Here is a 16532-nt window from a genome sequence, read left to right as displayed (position 1 = left end):
TAGGCGGATGCTCAGAAATAAAGAGATAGTGGTGGGAATAACGGGCGGCATCGCGGCATACAAGACTGCCGAGCTGGTGAGGGAATTCACCAAGAAAGGGGCGAACGTCCACGTGGTGATGACCAAAAATGCGATGGAGTTCGTCACTCCCCTTACGTTCCAGACCCTTTCAGGCAATCCGGTGGTCCATAACATGTTCGAGCTTTTCACCGGCTCCAAGATCGGCCATATCGCCTTATCGGATATCGCGGACCAGGTGGTGATCGTGCCGGCTACGGCCAATATTATCGGCAAGATCGCCAACGGCATCGCCGACGATTTCCTGACGACCATGCTCATGGCTACCACGGTCCCCGTGCTCTTCGTGCCTTCCATGAATACCAAAATGTGGGAGAGCGCCGCAGTGCAGAACAATATCGACAAGCTGAAGGATAATGGGTTTCAATTCATGGAGCCGGGTAGCGGCGACCTTGCGTGCGGAACCCAGGGCAAGGGAAGGCTTCCCTCCCTTGCGGAGATCGTCGAGAAGATGGAAGATATCTTCACCCAAAAAGACCTCTCCGACGAGAGCATACTCGTCACTGCCGGCCCCACCATGGAATATATCGATCCCGTACGGTGCATCACCAACAGATCTTCCGGAAAGATGGGCTATGCGATCGCGAAAATCGCGAAGAGGAGAGGCGCCGAGGTCACATTGATTACAGGCAAGACCTACGTTGCGCCCCCCAGAACCGATATAAAGGTCGTGGAAGTGACCACAGCCAATGAGATGCGCGACGCGGTCCTGGAACATTACAAATCCGCTTCGGTCATCATAAAGGCTGCCGCGGTGGCTGATTTCAAGTGCAAGACCGAAAGCGGCCAGAAGATAAAAAAGAAGGGCGGCAACGCCTGCATGAACCTGGAGCTCGAGAAAAACCCGGATATCATCGCGGAGCTCGGCACGATAAAAGGCGACAGGATACTCGTCGGTTTTGCCGCCGAGACGGAGAACATACTGGAACATGCGGCGGACAAGCTGAAAAGGAAGAACCTCGACCTCATCATTGCGAATGACGTATCAAAAGAAGGCATAGGCTTCGGCTCGGACAATAATGAAGTGGCCATACTGGATAAATCGGGCAATATAAGACAGGTGCCGTTTCTCAGTAAGGACGAAATTGCCCATATCATACTCGACGCAGTGAAAAAGGTGCTGAAGAAGAGAAAACGGGTCGAGGAAGACTGGTACTGATCGGGGGAAAACAATTAATTTAAAATCAATCAAAATGAGGGGGAAAAGTATGGTGCGGTCTGCGGCTGCGGTGCTCATGTGTACCTTTGCCCTGACCTTCTGTGTTCCCCTTGTCCATGCCCGCGAGGAAGAGGACCGGATCACCAAAGTCGTCGAAACAGCGAGCAGGGCGATTGTGAATATAAGGACCGAGGAGTGGGCGAAGGGGCCCGAGGAGAATAAGAAGCCGAGCGTTTTCAAGCGCCTTCTCGGCGAAGAAGAAGAGACCGAGGCTTTTGAAAATCAGGGGTCCGGCGTGGTCCTCGATCCGAGAGGCATAATCGTGACCAACGAGCACCTTATCTCCAAGGCCGTCAATATACGGGTCAAGTTCATGAACGGTAAGGACTACGAGGCCCACGTGCTCGGAAGCGATCCGGAATTCGATATCGCGCTGCTTAAAGTCAACGACAAGGCAGACCTGCCTTTTTTGAAGATAACCAAGCCCAAAGCGGTCCGCGTGGGCCAGAGGGCGATCGTGATAGGCAATCCCTTCGGGCTGTCGAGCTCGATATCGGTAGGCGTGGTGAGCGCCATCGGGAGAAATCTGAGAATCGACGGCAAGGTGTACGCCAATCTGATTCAGACGGATGCGGCAATAAATCCGGGGAACAGCGGCGGGGCCCTCCTCGACATCGACGGCAATCCACTGGGCGTGGTGACGGCCATTTACGGAGAGGGCAAGGGTATCGGCTTCGCCATACCCATGGAAGACGTGATGAGCATGCTCACCGAGTTCATGGAAGAAGTGATCAAACGGCCCATTTTCGGCGTCTTTGCAGAGAAAAGAAGGGACGAGAGAGGCCCTTATTTTTATGTCACGAAAGTCCTGTCCGGCAGTCCCGCGGAAAAACAGGGCGTGAAGATCGGCGACAGGATCGTGGAGCTGAACAAAAAGAAGATCAAGGAAGGCCTTAAGCCCCACAGCATTTTGAGGAGCGTCAAAGAGGGCGGGATAGTGCAGTTCAAACTGATGCGTGGCGGAAAGTCCTTTTTTATCAACGCGGAAGTCAAAGATATGGAAGGGTATCTGCCCCTGCCCTCTGATGAAAACATATGCAATATGCGGATAAGCGATATAAAGGGATACCCGAAGCTGAAATTCAAGCTGAAGGACAAAGAGGGAGTGGTGGTCACGAAAGTCAATAACAAGAACTCCGTCGACCGTTGCGGCCTTCTTCCCGGGGATGTGGTGCTCAAGGTGAATAATAATATAGTTTCGGACGCAAAAGATTTCGAGTCTTCTATGGCGGAAGGCTTGAAGAGGAATTATATTCTTTATCAGGTAAAGAGAAATGATGAAATATTCTTCGCGCCTGTGAAACTTGACACTTTGCTTTAGGGGGTCTCAAATGAACAACGAGAAAAGCTACACCGTGAACGACAGAAGGGGTAATTCCCGCAATGAGGAGTCCAGGGCGGGAAGACAGGAGACACCGGAGGACGCACTGAAACGGGAAGACTTTTTTACGGGACTTACCTTTTCGGCGCTTATTCTCTCCCTGTCCACTTCTGCGTTGGTGAACCTCGGGGAGCTGCCCGATCCTCTCTCCAACGAAAAGGGGATCAACCTGTCCCTCGCGAAACAGACTATCGGCATCCTCGAGATGCTGAAGGACAAAACCAGGGGCAACCTTTCCCCGGACGAAGACAGACTAATCAATAATATGCTCTATGATCTGCGCATGAAATATGTAGCCACGACCGGTACGAAATAAGTCATTTCCCCGAAAGATGATCGGAGACGATAGATGACTGACGTGATCAGGCCTCGGGTGGGATATAAAGTGGAGGCTGAGATCCTTTCGGTAAAGGGCCTATGCAGCTGCAATCACCGGGCGGGCGATAAATTCGACGTGAGCGGTCACGATACGGCGGGACTCTGCGGGTTCCTGTATCACGACCTTTTCCCTTACATCGTGATGCTCCAGTTCGGCGGCGGTTTTCCCCCTGAATGGGGAGACCCCGAGCAGGTGGAGCGGGAGTGTATGGACCTCTCGAACACGGTCAAAGTGAGGCTTCGCCGCGTCAGGTAATTCCATTTCTGATTCAAAGCGCTCTCTTCGTTGCCTTCGTCATCTGCTCCTCGATGTACTGGTAGTACACCTCCGTCGCGTCTTCCTCGTCGCCTCGATATCATCTTTGACTTAGAAATGGAATAACACCCACGATTATAGTCTTTATTGGCAGTCCCTTTACATATCGAATCCCTGAATGTAAATCCGCCCAAATAACAAAAACAGGTGGAGGCCAAGCCCTGGGCTTGCGTTCCCCACCCGTTTTTCTCGATTTTTTCCTTCGGAAAAGTTCCCCTTTTATTCGGGTACTCTCCCCGCAATTCTTACTTCTTCGCCGCCTCTTTCGCCACATCCGCGAGAAGTGCGGTCGAGCGCGGGCTCGTCACATTCCTGCGGATCAAAATGTCCGTAGGCGTCACTTTCTTCTTCCCGTAGTACGCACCGTTGAGTTTGTCACGTACCGTCACCACGGCTCCATCGAGGGAAATTCCCCCGAAAAGACCCTTGGAACGGGAAAAGCTTATAATGTCGGCGCTCAAATTGGCGGTGGAAGCTGCCGCTCCCGCTCCGATGGGACCTACGGCAACGCCGACATCGGCGCCCAGTTTGACGCTGCTCGAAAGCAGCGCGGTGACGCCCCTCTCCGTCATGGCGACAAGCACCACTTCGGACGACTGTCCGCCCGCCTGGAGACCGAAACTTGCCTCACCGATGGTATAAAAGGCAGGTCCCACCCATTCCTGGGTCTTGGCGTCCTTCACCAAAAAAATCCCGCTTCCCCCTGCGGCACCCACTATAAATGCGCCTTTAAGGATTTGGGGTGCGATAAAAACCCCTCGGCCGTTTTTCAGGAGGTCCCGAAAGGCTTCCATTTCCGGTGCGGCGACAAAGTCTTCGAAGGTCATTCGCGCCTTCTCGACCAACTGCCTGCTGTCCTTCACGCTATCCGCGAATGCGGGAAGGAGCAGAAAACCAAAAAGCAGGGCTGCCACAACAAGGCTGCGCCCGATCTTGTGGAGGTATATTCCTTTCTTCATCCCTCTTCCTTTTTTTATCGGGCCTTCCGAAGAAGGCCCGATCGATGAATATCCGATTATTTTGCGGGTTCGAAGTGGGCTCTTCTGTTCTGTGCCCAGCATGCCTCATTGTGATCCGTACATACCGGCCTTTCTTTTCCGTAGCTCACCGTGTCGAGAACCTTGCCGTCCACGCCGAGGTTCATGAGGTACGATTTCGTGGAATCTGCCCTCTTCTGGCCCAGCACGAGGTTGTACTCAACTGTTCCGCGCTCGTCGCAGTTACCTTCGATGCGAACTTTTCTGCCCTGGTTGGCCTTGAACCACTCCGCGTTCTGCTTCAGGATCTCCGCGTCTCCCGACCTGATGTTGTACTTGTCGAAATCGAAATTAATGTCTTTCATCATTACCATCGGAGCAGGCGGGGGCGGGGGCGGGGGTGCCGGCTGAACGGGTATTTCCTTGGGCGGCTCAGGGGCAGGGGCCGTTACCGTGGGTGGAGGCGGCGGGGGGGTTTCTCCCTTCTGGGCCTGCATAAAGCATCCACAACCGCTTAAAAACAACGCGAAAACCAATAGTGCACAAAAATAAACCGCTGATCTCTTTTTCATGACGCTCTCCTCCTCGTTATAATTTTTGGTAAGCATATGGAGACCCATTATGCCCCCGTTACGATAGAAAAATTTATCCTATTATAAATATGATCCTATGGAGGACCATTTGCAATAATATTCGGCACAAAATCGCGAACTCTTTAGGGTATTAATTGAAAAAAATGGCGTGGGGACTTGATTTATAACAAAAAGGGACAAGAAAAAAGGTTAAAACAACTACAGGCGCTCAAGTACAAAGTATCTGTAATTGTGAGAAATAACGTGATTTATTGCGTTTTGAAATATCTTATTCTTTAGCGAATCTATTTTTCTGTTCCCAAAGTGAAGACCCGATTGAAAATCGTATCCACATTTCTGAAGTAGTGGTCGTTATCGGTGGTGCTCACGATCTCCTCGGGGGTCAGAAAATGGGCGATCTCCTCATCTTTTTTCAGCTCCGCCGTGAAATCGAGGCCCTGCTCATAGCATATCATGGCAACGCGCTGGGTAAGCTTGTAGGCTTCCTGCCTCGTCAGGCCTTTGTTGATGAGGGCGAGGAGTATCGCTTCCGAATGGTGGAGGCCCCGGGACATCTCCATGTTCTTCGCCATTCTCTCCGGATAGACGATCAGGTTCCCGTACATGTTCTTCAGTCGTTCGAGCATGTAATCGAGGAGGATGGTGGCATCGGGACCGATTACCCGTTCCACGGAGGAGTGGCTTATATCCCTCTCGTGCCAGAGGGGGATATTTTCAAGGGCGGAGAGCGCGTATCCGCGGATGAGCCGCGCAAGGCCGCAGAGGTTTTCCGATGCAATGGGATTTCTCTTATGGGGCATGGCCGAGGAGCCGGTCTGCCCCTTCCGGAAAAACTCCTCCGCTTCCCCCACTTCGGTCCTCTGGAGGTTCCTTATTTCGAGGGACATCTTTTCGATGGAAGAGGCGATAATGGCGAGGGTGGTAAAAAATTCGGCGTGATAGTCCCTGGGCACGATCTGCGTCGAGATAGGGGCAGGCGTGAGGCCCAGCTTTTTGCACACATATTCCTCCACAAAGGGAGGGACGTGGGCGAAAGTCCCTACCGCTCCGGAGATCTTGGCATAGCTCACCCGCTGCCGCGCCGCCTTCAGCCGTTCCAGGTTCCTTCTCATCTCATCATAAAAATGGGCCATTTTCAGTCCGAAGGTGATGGGCTCCGCATGTATCCCGTGGGTCCTTCCGATCATGGGCACATCTTTATACTGATACGCCTTCTCCTTGAAGACCTCCATGAGGGCCTCCACATCCGTCACGAGGATGGCGGACGCCTCCTGGAGAAGACATGCGAAGGAGGTATCGAGTATATCGGAAGAAGTGACCCCAAGGTGAATGAACTTGGAAGAAGGCCCCACATATTCGGCCACATTCTCGATAAAGGCCACCACGTCGTGCCTGGTCCTCTTCTCGATCTCGAGGATCCGAGCAGAGTCGAAGGCAGCCTTGGCCTTAATGATCTCCACGTCTTCCCGGGGGATGACGCCGAGCTCGGCGTAAGCTTCGCAGATGCCGACCTCGATATCGAGCCACTTCTGAAACCTGTTGTCGTCAGTCCATATGCGCGCCATGCGGGGCAAGGTATATCGTTCGATCATGGCCCTATATTACCAAAAGTGCGCCCAGGAGTCAATTGTGGTCTGGTTTTGTGGGTTAGGTTTGGAAGGGATGGAAGGTTTGGTTTGGGATTGAGTTCGTTTCTATTATATTGTTATTATGGTCGGACGGCAACTACTATTGGTTTTCTAATTATGGATGCCGGACAAGAATTTGTATATTTAATCCCATACCTTTATCCCCCGGGCAGGAGCGGCGGGCGAAAGACGAAATTCATGCCTGAGCCCTCTCTAGGCATTTAGCGTCCAGTTATTGTATAGTATGGAACACTGCGGGGACAAATGAAAAACAGCCATAAGACAAAAGAACAACTCGAGCAGGAGCTCTCCGCACTGCACAAGCGGGTCGGCGAGCTGGAAGCCTCCATGGCCAAACGGGTTTCCGAGGAAGAGGGGCTCCTTGAAAGGGAGGGGAGGTTCGTTACCGCCTTTCTCAAGAGCGCCATCCCCATAGCCATCACCACCATCGAGGAAGGACGGTACGTAGAGGTGAATGAGGCATTCTCAAAGTCGATGGGCCTCGGGCGCGATGATATCATCGGTAAGACCTCCACGGGTATCGGCTGCATCACGGAAGAGCAGAGAAGTCTTTTTCTCAGAGAGCTGCGGCAGAAAGAGCAGGTGGAGAATTTGGAGCTCCGGATGACCACGGGGGGCGGAGAGAAGCGATACGGGCTTTTCAATGCAACCAAAATCCACCTCGGCAAAGAAGACTTTCTTCTCACCATGGTCACCGACATCACGGACCGCAGGCTGGTGGAGAACGCGCTCAGGCAAAGCGAGGAAAGGTCACGGAGGCTCAATGCCGCCTCCTTCGGGGGCATCTGCATCCATGACAAGGGGATCATAAAGGAAGCCAACCAGACACTGGCCTCTATGGTGGGGTACGAACCATGGGAGCTGATCGACAGGAGCGGCCTCGACTTCATCGCCCCTGAATTCCGGGAGATGGTGGCAAAGAACCTCTTTTGCGGCTATGAAAAACCTTTTGATACCGTCGCCTTGAGAAAAGACGGATCGACCTGCTTTCTGGAAGCCCAGGCGAAGAAGATTCCCTTCGACGGCGGCCAGCTAAGCGTGATCGAATTCAGGGATATTACCGAGCGGAAACGCGCGGAGGAGGCGTTCCGGGAGAGCGAGAGGCGCTATCGCGAGCTTTGTGAGTCCCTGCCCGAGATTGTCGCCGAATTCGATGAGAAAGGAAATTTTGAATTCGTGAACCAAAACGGTTTCAAGGCCTTCGGCTACACCAAAGAAGATCTGGACCGGGGTCTCAATGTATTCCAAATGGTCGCGCCCGAAGACCGGCCCAGACTTCTCGCAGCCATCCAGAAAATTCTCGCGGGCGAGCAGACCGCGGGGGCGGAGTACGGGATGGTGAAAAAGGACGGCAGCACGATTACCGCCGTAGCTTACACGAACCCGATTATCCGCCGGGACATGGTCGTGGGATATCGCACTATTTTAATCGACATAACAGACCGCAAGCAGGCCGAAGAAGCGCTGCGCCGGAGCGAAACCAGATACCGCACGCTCCTCGAAAGCATCAACGACGGCGTTTATATTTTGGATGAAAAGGGATGCTTCACCTTTGTAAATGATGTAATCGTAACACGAACGGGACGCCCTAAAAAGTGGTTCATAGGAAGGCATTTTCTCGAGCTGATCAGGCCCGATTACAGGGGTTTTGCCCGCGAAGGCTTTGCCGCCAATCTCCGCGGCGAGATGGTCCCCGCGGGCGAGGCCGCAATCGCCTACGCGGAGCCGCCCAGGCGCATGCTCTGGGTGGAGCTGAGCACGCGGCCGCTATTTGAAGAGGGACGCGTAACCGGCATTATCGGCACTTCCCGGGATATCAGCGCCCGAAAGCATGCGGAGGACGCGCTCCGGAAAAGCGAGGAACGGTTCCGGAGGCTCGCGGAAAACGCCCGCGACATGATCTACCGGCGCTCTTTATCGGAGGGCGAATACCAGTACGTAAGCCCGGCGTCAGTCGAGTTGACCGGGTACGGGCCCAATGATTTTTATAGCGATCCCCTGCTCGGACGCAAAATTGTCCATCCGGACTGGGCAACATACTTTATTGCGGGAGAGATGAGGCTTCGTAGTGGAGAGACGACCGCCAGTTGCGAATATAAGATCCTTCACAAATCCGGCGAAGAGAGATGGCTCTACCAGCGCGACGTGCTTGTATGCAATAACGTGGGCGAGCCCATGGCCATCGAGGGCATCGTGACCGATATATCGGAGCGAAAGAAGGCGGAAGAGGCACTGAGGGACAGCGAGGAGAAGTACCGGTCCATATTCGAGCGGTCGCCGCTGGGCATCTTTCAGACTACCCTGGAAGGCAGGTTCATACGGGTGAACCCCGCACTGGCGGGAATGCTGGGATACGACTCGCCGGAAGAGCTGATCCACGCGATCTCCGACATCGGCGCCCAGCTTTATGCGGAGCCCGGTGAGAGGGCCGAGGTATTGCGCACCGTGCTCGAAAGCGATGGACAGCGCGTATTCGAGAATGATTATTTCCGGAAAGACGGGAGTAGGGCCCGTGGCCATCTTACACTCAGCGTGGTGCGCGACGAAAACGGAGCGCCCCATCACCTGGACGGAATCGTAGAGGACATCACGGAAAAGAAGAAGATGGGGGAAAAGCTGCAAAATACCATGGCCCACCTCAGGGCATTGTCCCATCGCCTCCTCGAGGTGCAGGAAAAGGAGCGCCGTCATATTGCCCGCGAGCTGCACGATGAGATCGGTCAGACCCTCACCGCCCTTAAGATAAGCCTTAAAAGGGCGGAGCGCGCGAAGAGGCCGGGACCTGCAAGGGCCTCTATAAGCGAAGACGCGAAAATGGTGGAGGGCCTGATAAAACAGGTCCGAAGCCTTTCCATAGAGCTCAGGCCTTCGATCCTCGATGACTTCGGCCTTACCGCCGCACTGGAATGGTATGTCAATTGGATCTCCGATAAGGCAGAGGTGAAAACGGAGTTCCGGACGAAATTCAAGGAAGAGAGGCTTGCGCCCCTTATCGAGCTTACTTGCTTCCGCATCGCCCAGGAGGCGCTGACCAATGCGGTGCGCCATGCCGGGGCGCACAAGATCGTGGTAGATCTCAAGGCGGTTGATGAAGAGCTTCACCTCACGGTGAAAGACGACGGTCATGGCTTTGACGTGGAGAAGACCCACAAGAGGGCGCTCAAGGGAAAAACTTTCGGCCTTCTGGGCATGGAGGAGCGGGCGTCCCTCGCGGGAGGCAGTCTAAAATTCATCTCGGAAGCCGGCAAGGGGACCACGGTACACGCAGTCTTCCCCCTCCAGGCGTTATCCGGGCAAGAGTAAAAGGAAGGCTCCTCCCCATTCTTTTCTTTACGCGGCCATGTGTCTTTTGATATATTGGCGCGGTGGGACGGGGATTGATATGGATGGTCGGACCGGGGAAAAAAGCGCTTCCTTTCTTTCGATGCCCTGCCTTTAATTGTGCTTTTCTCGCTCTTCTTTCCTTTATGCTCCCTTCACTCCCGGTTGGGGCTTCGGAGGGGGTTATGGAGGCGTTGTTTCGGGGGGAGATGGGGATCGACTTCCGCTCTTTTTATATGAAAAGGTCTTTTGAGCAGGCGGGGCAGACCACGGGCCAGGAGTCCCTCGCCTTCGGGGGGAGTGTCGGCTACAGGACCAGGTGGTGGAAGAATGTGAGGGCGGGCGCCACCGTATTCACCTCCCAGGGCTCAGTCTTCACCGATCCGGATAAAAGCGGCGCCGGTATTCTCGGCCCCCGCCAGACGGGATATAACGTACTGGGCCACGCGTATGTGCAGGGAAGGCTCTCAAAGACCGAATTTACCGCGGGACGGCAGGAGCTTGTCACCCCCTTCGTCAACCCTTACGACGTGAGAATGACCCCCTATGCATTCGAGGCCTACACGATCCAGAGCAAGGAGATAACCGGCCTCACCTTCGTGGCGTCTCATGTCGCGAAAATCAAGAAATGGACCTCAACCGATTTCGACTACATGTCCGATGCGGCGGGCCTGACAGGCAGCCACAGGCCCCTCACCATGGCGGGCGCCGTCTATGAGCCCTCGGCCGGCTACCGGTTCCAATTCTGGGATTACTATTGTTACGATTTCATGAATGTCTTCTATTTCCAGGGGGATAAGGAATGGGACCTGGGCAGGGGCTTCTTCTTTCTCGGTTCGGCCCAGATGATAAACCAGCATGATGTGGGAAGCGCGCTGGCCGGGACGTTCAATACGAGCATGGCGGGAGTGCGGGCGACGCTCAAATGGAAGGACCTGGGCCTGACCCTCGCCTACACCGCAACAGATACGAACCATGACGTTTTTAACCCCTGGGGCGGGTATCCCGGGTATACTTCCATCATGGAAGAGGACAACGACCGGGCGGGAGAAAATACATGGCTCGCAAGCCTCTTCTACGACTTCTCTTCTCTCGGGGCCGAGGGCCTCAATTTCTTCACCATCTATACGGACTCCTCCACCCCGAAGACCGGGCCTCATGCATCACCGAGTCAGAGGGAGATGGATTTCAACCTCCGGTTCAGGCCGAAAAGTTTCCTTAAAGGATTATCTCTCCGTATGAGGGCGTGCTATGTATCGCAGGATAAATCAATGGGCGGCAAGGATATCGCCGACTACAGGATCATCCTGAACTACCGTCTCCCCATCGGTTCGTGGTGACGGGCCTCAATATTCGCCGAAGATCCTCCTGATCTCGTCGGTATCTTTTGTCCTGGTGAGGGCGAAGAGGAGAAGTATCCTCGCCTTCTGGGGATTCAACGTGTCGGCCGTGGCGAAATCGTCCTCCCGGTCCTCGGCGACGGCCGTCACCATTCCGCTTCCCGTCCTGGAGGAGCGGACGATGACCACCCCTTTCTTTCTCGCCTCCCTGAGGGCATCTCTCGTCAGACCGAACATACTGCCGTCGCCCATGCCCGCATGAACGATCCCTTCCGCTCCCGCTTTCACCGCCGCCTTCGTGAGTTCTTTCTCTCCTTCGGCGTGGCCGTAGACGATGTCGACCCGCGGCAGGCGCATAATTCCGTCGAGGCTGAATTCGCTCCCGACCGTATGCCTGCGGGTGACGGTCCGGTAAAAAGAGACCCTCCCGTCGAGCACATAACCGAGGCAGCCGAAATCGGGTGTTTTGAAGGTATCCGCATTGGTCGTATTCGTCTTGGTCACGTCCCTCGCCGCGTGTATCCTGTCGTTCATGGCCACGAGCACGCCTTTGCCCCGGGCGGACGTGCTCCCTGCAAGGGAGACGGCGTTGAAGAGGTTTAGGGGGCCATCGGCGGACATGGCTGTCGCGGGCCTCATGGAGCCGACGAGTACCACTGGTTTTACGCTCTTCACGCAAAGGTTGAGGAAATAGGCGGTCTCTTCCATGGTGTCCGTGCCGTGGGTAATCACCACCCCGTCCACGTCATTTTGAGCCAGAAGGGCGTTCACCCGCCGGGCGAGTTTCACCATGATCCCGTCCGTCATCTGGTTGCTGCCGATATCTATAATCTGCTCCCCTGATAAGCGGGCAGCCATGTCGATACCGGGAACGGAGCGGATAAGGGCCATCACGTCGAGGACCCCCGGCTTATATTCCTTGGTCTCACTTGGAGAGGCAGCCGACCCCGCGATAGTGCCCCCGGTCGCGAGAATCACCACCCGTGGGAGATTTTCCGCGCTGAGAGGAAAGGCGGTAAGCAACATGATAACGAGAAGGAAAAGCAGGGTCTTTATCTTCATTCCGGGAATCGCGGCCATTTCGCCTCCTTGTGATATGTCTCCAATCGTACAATTTTGCGATAAAACCTCCGGGGTTGCAAGGAAAAAGGAGCCTCACCTTAAGTAAGTGAGGGGATGGCCGATAAACCCAGTGGGTGCACGCCGCGCAAGGGCGAGGCCCGGTACGATGAACCCTCGTGAAGAAATGACCAGTTATTAATCCAATACGACAGGAGGATTACCCATGAAAGGAAGATCTATTTTCACCGTGATGGCATCGATTCTCGGCATGGCGCTTATCGGCGGATGCGCAACCAAACCGCAGGTGGTCGTAATGCAGGAGCCGGCGGGACAGCAACGGCAGGTTACGGTTCCTGGAAGCACCCTTACGGGAGCTGCTTCAGGCGAGCAGGCGGACGCGCTGGCCAGGGAGATCGTCGACGCGAACAATAACAGCATGAAGGAATTTGACAAGCTCCAGGGCCACCTCGATAAAGAAGACAAGCGCATGGCGGAGCTCCAGTCCATCGAGAATAAAGAGCTTCAGACGGCACAGCAGTCGCTGGCAAAGCTCGAAAAGCTTTCCAACGAGCAGGGCACGGGCCAGATCACGCTCTTCTTCAAAACGGGATCGGCAAAACTGGACCATATGCAGGCGCAGCGGCTCATAACGTTCCTGGACTATCTTTCCCGCTCCAGTCACGGCAGAAAGGTAATTCTCCTCTCGATAGGGAGCGCGTCGGCAACAGGAAGCGCCAAGGTTAACAAAAAGCTGAGCGTGGAGCGCTCCGAAGCGCCCCTGTCCGCTATCGAGCAGTATCTGGTGAACGTCCCCCACACCTTCTATAAGGTCACGGGCATAGGCGACATGTATGCCCCCAAGGGCGAGTCTCTCCAGGTGGAACAGCGCTACCAGAACGTACGCATCGTGGCGGTATACGATAAGAGCGACATTCCCAGGTAAGGGGCGGAACAGTCCGGCATGGCCGGGATCGATCCCGGCCATGCCGCGCGGAGGCGCGGCTGGTTCGCCTCGTTCGATCATTCCGCTTCACGTAGTGGAGAGAATCTTGACACGCCTTCCATCATCTGCCATACCCACACATGGAAAAGAGGGCTCCAGACACCACCCGGGTAATTTCGGGCCTCGATCTTCCGATTACTGAAAGAAAGCTAAAGAGATGAAGGGCCATGAAGGCCGGGAAAACAGGATTATCCTTTAATAAGGGTTCGCGTCATGACGACCCACGGGCCGTCATGACGCGGAATCCATCTATTCATGATGGATAAAAACCTCGGTCTGCGCCTATGCCAAAATTCTCACCATCTTCTCCCGGTCCCATTGACGGGTCTTTGCCGCGGCGATAAACGCGTTCTTATTCTCCACGTCCACGATGCCCGCGTCCTCTCCCGCATTCGCCGCGACCAGGAGCTCCCGGCCCCCCCGGTCAACGGCGATCGCCTTGAGGTGATTGAAGGCATCGCTTACGAAATCGATGGCCGCACATTCCTTCTTGAGCATCTTCGCTCCTTCGCCGGAAAGGATCACTGCCACGGCATCGAAGATCACGGAAGGCGTTCCTGCAAGCTGACCGTGGGCCGGCAGGAATGAGCCGTCGGCAAGCTTCGCCCCTCCTACTTTCGGAGCGACGATCTTTACGACTGCGCCCGCGTCGGTCGCTGCCTTCCTGATCCTCTCGACCGCCGCGCCGTCGGAGCCGTCGGCAACGAGGATACCCACGGAGCGCCCCATGAGCGTCTCCTTTGCCCTGCCGATGATCCGTAGCGCGGGTGAGGGCGCCATATCGATAACGGGCGCGGCGAGGGGCGGCGCATCGGGCATCCGTTCCATGCCCAGGCCCGCGGCAACCCTGTCCGCCAGGCTTTGGTCTATATGCCTGAAGTGTCCGACCATCGCCTCGCGCACGTGCGGATGCTCGACCTTGGAAAGCTCAAAAACCAATGCCGAAGCGATATGGGCCTGCTCATAGCTGCTCTGGCTGCGATAGAAGAGCCGGGCCTGGCTGTAATGGTCGCCAAAGCGCTCGGCGCGGATACGTCCCTTTTCTCCTGATTCCATGGCGGCCAGGCTGTGGAAGCCCTTCTCAGGGGTTTCCCGCGGTGCGGCTGCGGATAATGAGGTGGGCTCGTAGGAGACCTGGCCCGTCGGCGTGCTCATCTGCATATGTCCGTCCCGCTGAAGGTTACCCATGGGGCACTTCGGCATGTTGATCGGGATCTGGTGAAAATTTACTGCTCCGAGGCGTGAAAGCTGCGTGTCCGGGTAAGAGAACAGGCGGCCCTGAAGCAGGGGATCGTTCGAAAAGTCGATACCGGGGATGATATTTCCGGGACAATAGGCGACCTGTTCGGTCTCGGCGAAAAAATTGTCCGGCCAGCGATTAAGGACCATCCGGCCGATTACCTGGAGCGGCACCATCTCTTCGGGAATCAGTTTCGTCGCATCGAGGTGATCGAAGGGGAATTTGCCCGCCTCCTCCTCGGTAAAAAGCTGGACCGCGAGGTCCCATTCGGGAAAATTCCCGGACTCGATGGCATCCCACATGTCGCGGCGGTGGAAGTCCTGGTCGGCGCCCGATATTTTCACGGTTTCATCCCAGATGGTGGACTGGACGCCAAGTTTCGGGCGCCAGTGGAACTTGACGAAAGTCGACTTGCCCACGTCGTTGATCAGCCTGAAGCTGTGAACCCCGAAACCCTCCATCATCCTGAGCGACCGGGGTATGGTGCGGTCGGACATGATCCACATGACCATGTGCATCGATTCGGGCGTGAGAGAAATGTAATCCCAGAAGGTATCATGGGCGGTTGCCGACTGCGGAAAGGCGCGGTCGGGCTCCATCTTGACCGCATGGATCAGATCGGGGAACTTGATGGCATCCTGGATAAAAAAGACAGGGATATTGTTGCCCACAAGGTCCCAGTTTCCCTCTTTCGTGTAAAATTTGACGGCCATCCCCCGCACGTCCCGCGGGGTGTCTATCGAGCCCGCGCCGCCCGCCACGGTAGAGAGACGCATAAAGACAGGCGTCTTCACGCCCACTTCGGTAAGTATGCGGGCCTTGGTGAATTGCTGGAGAGAGACTGTCAGCTCGAAAAATCCATGGACTCCCGTGCCCCGGGCGTGAACGATGCGCTCCGGTATGCGCTCATGGTCGAAATGCATGATCTTTTCGCGGAAGATAAAATCCTCGAGGAGCGCCGGACCCCGGGCAGAGGCCTTGAGCGTGTTTTGGTCATCCGAAATGGGAACCCCCAGATTCGTGGTAAGGGTCCCGCTCTCCCCATTCGAAACCTGGTGCAGCTCACCGCCTTCGCCGACGTGAGTCACCTTGCCGCCGGCCTGTCTCTTTTCATGCTTCCCTGTGGTATCTGTATTTTTATCTTTTGCCATAATTTCTCTCCTTTCTTCGCGAACACAGTCTGCTCCGGAGGTCATGCTGGTGTTCGGGCGACTTCTCCCGATGCCGGCGCATTCATAACTGGCAGACCCCTTTTCCCTGACTCCATGGGGGGTTGTGAGGCTTTATGTGCGACTATCTCGCCCTATATACCCCTAAGTAATCACCCCGGTCACTCCTGTCAATGCCTTTCGGAATGGGCATTGCAATGATTGGCGGGATTGAGGCAGGACCTCCGTCGCGGCTTCTCACCCGCTCATTTCATTGACTTTTTAATAATATCATGCTAAATATTCTTCCAACGGTGGGCGTAGTTCAACGGTCAGAGCATCAGGTTGTGGACCTGGGGGTTGGGGGTTCGAGACCCCTCGCCCACCCCAATAAACCTACAGGAAATAGGCTCCTGCCAAGGAACCCATTTACTCTCTGCATAACTTTTCTCGACAATTTATTTTTGTGATGCGATAAGAGGGACGGAAAAATGTCCCACCGGGACATATGAATCCGGCAGGTCTATCCCTCACCTGCCGGAGACCTTTGTTTTCCCTCGGTAGGAGGTTCCCTCCCCGGCTATACCAGGTAGGGCTCCCACGTCTTGGCGGTCTTGGTGATATAATCCGCGGGCAGGCCCTTTACGAGCTGGTTATGGCCGGGAAAGAGCATGTCCACTTCCAATTCCGCGAGGCGATTGAGCGATGCCTTCAACTGGCCCGGGTTCGCCCCGAAAAGGTCGAATCTGCCGATCGAATAGTCTGCATATATTACGTCGCCGGGTACAAGCGCTTTGAGTGGGCGGTTATAGAGTGCAATACCCCCC

13 protein-coding genes and 1 tRNA gene are annotated in these 16532 nt (G+C 55.2%); 8 read left to right on the top strand and 6 right to left on the bottom strand.

Translation table 11 applies throughout. The features are described 5' to 3' along the window. The first annotated feature begins 7 nt into the window (after positions 1–7). From coaBC to VGJ94_04210, 4 genes are read left to right on the top strand one after another with little or no spacing between them, the layout of a single operon-like run. On the top strand, positions 8–1237 hold the full coding sequence (gene coaBC / locus VGJ94_04225; GenBank protein HEY3275804.1) for a bifunctional phosphopantothenoylcysteine decarboxylase/phosphopantothenate--cysteine ligase CoaBC: 1230 nt from the start codon (positions 8–10) through the stop codon (positions 1235–1237). Between the two features lie 49 nt (positions 1238–1286). After that, a complete protein-coding gene (locus VGJ94_04220) occupies positions 1287–2618 on the top strand; it encodes a trypsin-like peptidase domain-containing protein (GenBank protein HEY3275803.1) in 1332 nt (443 codons plus the stop codon). A gap of 10 nt (positions 2619–2628) precedes the next feature. Continuing rightward, positions 2629–2994, top strand: a complete 366-nt coding sequence (locus tag VGJ94_04215) for a DUF1844 domain-containing protein (protein HEY3275802.1) — start codon at positions 2629–2631, stop codon at positions 2992–2994. Between the two features lie 33 nt (positions 2995–3027). Next, positions 3028–3312: a TIGR04076 family protein gene (locus tag VGJ94_04210; protein ID HEY3275801.1), complete on the top strand. Its 285-nt coding sequence runs from the start codon at positions 3028–3030 to the stop codon at positions 3310–3312. A 305-nt stretch (positions 3313–3617) separates the two neighbouring features. On the opposite strand, the gene VGJ94_04205 is transcribed toward VGJ94_04210, so the two are convergent. The 3 genes from VGJ94_04205 to purB all read right to left on the bottom strand — a co-directional run bounded on the left by VGJ94_04205 (position 3618) and on the right by purB (position 6534). Continuing rightward, positions 3618–4331, bottom strand: a complete 714-nt coding sequence (locus VGJ94_04205) for a lipid-binding SYLF domain-containing protein (protein HEY3275800.1) — start codon at positions 4329–4331, stop codon at positions 3618–3620. Positions 4332–4387: 56 nt separating this feature from the next. After that, a complete protein-coding gene (gene pal, locus VGJ94_04200) occupies positions 4388–4717 on the bottom strand; it encodes a peptidoglycan-associated lipoprotein Pal (GenBank protein ID HEY3275799.1) in 330 nt (109 codons plus the stop codon). A gap of 509 nt (positions 4718–5226) precedes the next feature. Continuing rightward, a complete protein-coding gene (gene purB / locus VGJ94_04195) occupies positions 5227–6534 on the bottom strand; it encodes an adenylosuccinate lyase (GenBank protein ID HEY3275798.1) in 1308 nt (435 codons plus the stop codon). A gap of 300 nt (positions 6535–6834) precedes the next feature. On the opposite strand from purB, the gene VGJ94_04190 reads away from it, so the two are divergent. Together VGJ94_04190 and VGJ94_04185 are read left to right on the top strand one after the other, a co-directional pair. Next, complete coding sequence (locus VGJ94_04190) at positions 6835–9894, top strand: PAS domain S-box protein (GenBank protein ID HEY3275797.1); 3060 nt, start codon at positions 6835–6837, stop codon at positions 9892–9894. A gap of 203 nt (positions 9895–10097) precedes the next feature. After that, the gene (locus VGJ94_04185) at positions 10098–11252 is read left to right on the top strand and encodes an OprD family outer membrane porin (protein ID HEY3275796.1); all 1155 of its coding nucleotides are present in this window, start codon (positions 10098–10100) and stop codon (positions 11250–11252) included. 6 nt (positions 11253–11258) lie between these two features. Here VGJ94_04185 and VGJ94_04180 read toward each other — a convergent pair whose 3' ends face one another. Beyond that, positions 11259–12332, bottom strand: coding sequence for a type II asparaginase (locus VGJ94_04180; protein ID HEY3275795.1), 1074 nt, complete (start codon positions 12330–12332; stop codon positions 11259–11261). A 205-nt stretch (positions 12333–12537) separates the two neighbouring features. On the opposite strand from VGJ94_04180, the gene VGJ94_04175 reads away from it, so the two are divergent. Continuing rightward, the gene (locus VGJ94_04175) at positions 12538–13257 is read left to right on the top strand and encodes a hypothetical protein (protein ID HEY3275794.1); all 720 of its coding nucleotides are present in this window, start codon (positions 12538–12540) and stop codon (positions 13255–13257) included. Between the two features lie 342 nt (positions 13258–13599). Here the strand turns inward: VGJ94_04175 and VGJ94_04170 are convergent, their stop codons facing one another. Then, on the bottom strand, positions 13600–15708 hold the full coding sequence (locus VGJ94_04170) for a catalase (protein ID HEY3275793.1): 2109 nt from the start codon (positions 15706–15708) through the stop codon (positions 13600–13602). Positions 15709–16019: 311 nt separating this feature from the next. On the opposite strand from VGJ94_04170, the gene VGJ94_04165 reads away from it, so the two are divergent. Then, positions 16020–16095, top strand: a tRNA-His gene (locus tag VGJ94_04165). Between the two features lie 190 nt (positions 16096–16285). Here VGJ94_04165 and VGJ94_04160 read toward each other — a convergent pair. Continuing rightward, on the bottom strand, positions 16286–16532 hold a 247-nt coding region (locus tag VGJ94_04160), incomplete at its 5' end, for an MBL fold metallo-hydrolase (GenBank protein ID HEY3275792.1).

This window comes from Syntrophorhabdaceae bacterium (assembly GCA_036504895.1).
In the GTDB taxonomy this organism is placed as follows: Bacteria; Desulfobacterota; Syntrophorhabdia; order Syntrophorhabdales; family Syntrophorhabdaceae; genus PNOM01.
The sequence above is the reverse complement of the archived record's forward strand: the minus strand, read 5'-3'. Positions and strand labels throughout refer to the sequence as shown.

Coding starts and splice junctions, on each gene's coding strand:
- VGJ94_04205 (HEY3275800.1), bottom strand. CDS start 4,331: ATGAAGAAAGGAATATACCTCCACAAGATCGGGCGCAGCCTTGTTGTG.
- VGJ94_04175 (HEY3275794.1), top strand. CDS start 12,538: ATGAAAGGAAGATCTATTTTCACCGTGATGGCATCGATTCTCGGCATG.
- VGJ94_04190 (HEY3275797.1), top strand. CDS start 6,835: ATGAAAAACAGCCATAAGACAAAAGAACAACTCGAGCAGGAGCTCTCC.
- VGJ94_04220 (HEY3275803.1), top strand. CDS start 1,287: ATGGTGCGGTCTGCGGCTGCGGTGCTCATGTGTACCTTTGCCCTGACC.
- purB (HEY3275798.1), bottom strand. CDS start 6,534: ATGATCGAACGATATACCTTGCCCCGCATGGCGCGCATATGGACTGAC.
- VGJ94_04185 (HEY3275796.1), top strand. CDS start 10,098: ATGGAGGCGTTGTTTCGGGGGGAGATGGGGATCGACTTCCGCTCTTTT.
- coaBC (HEY3275804.1), top strand. CDS start 8: ATGCTCAGAAATAAAGAGATAGTGGTGGGAATAACGGGCGGCATCGCG.
- VGJ94_04210 (HEY3275801.1), top strand. CDS start 3,028: ATGACTGACGTGATCAGGCCTCGGGTGGGATATAAAGTGGAGGCTGAG.
- pal (HEY3275799.1), bottom strand. CDS start 4,717: ATGATGAAAGACATTAATTTCGATTTCGACAAGTACAACATCAGGTCG.
- VGJ94_04215 (HEY3275802.1), top strand. CDS start 2,629: ATGAACAACGAGAAAAGCTACACCGTGAACGACAGAAGGGGTAATTCC.
- VGJ94_04180 (HEY3275795.1), bottom strand. CDS start 12,332: ATGGCCGCGATTCCCGGAATGAAGATAAAGACCCTGCTTTTCCTTCTC.
- VGJ94_04170 (HEY3275793.1), bottom strand. CDS start 15,708: ATGGCAAAAGATAAAAATACAGATACCACAGGGAAGCATGAAAAGAGA.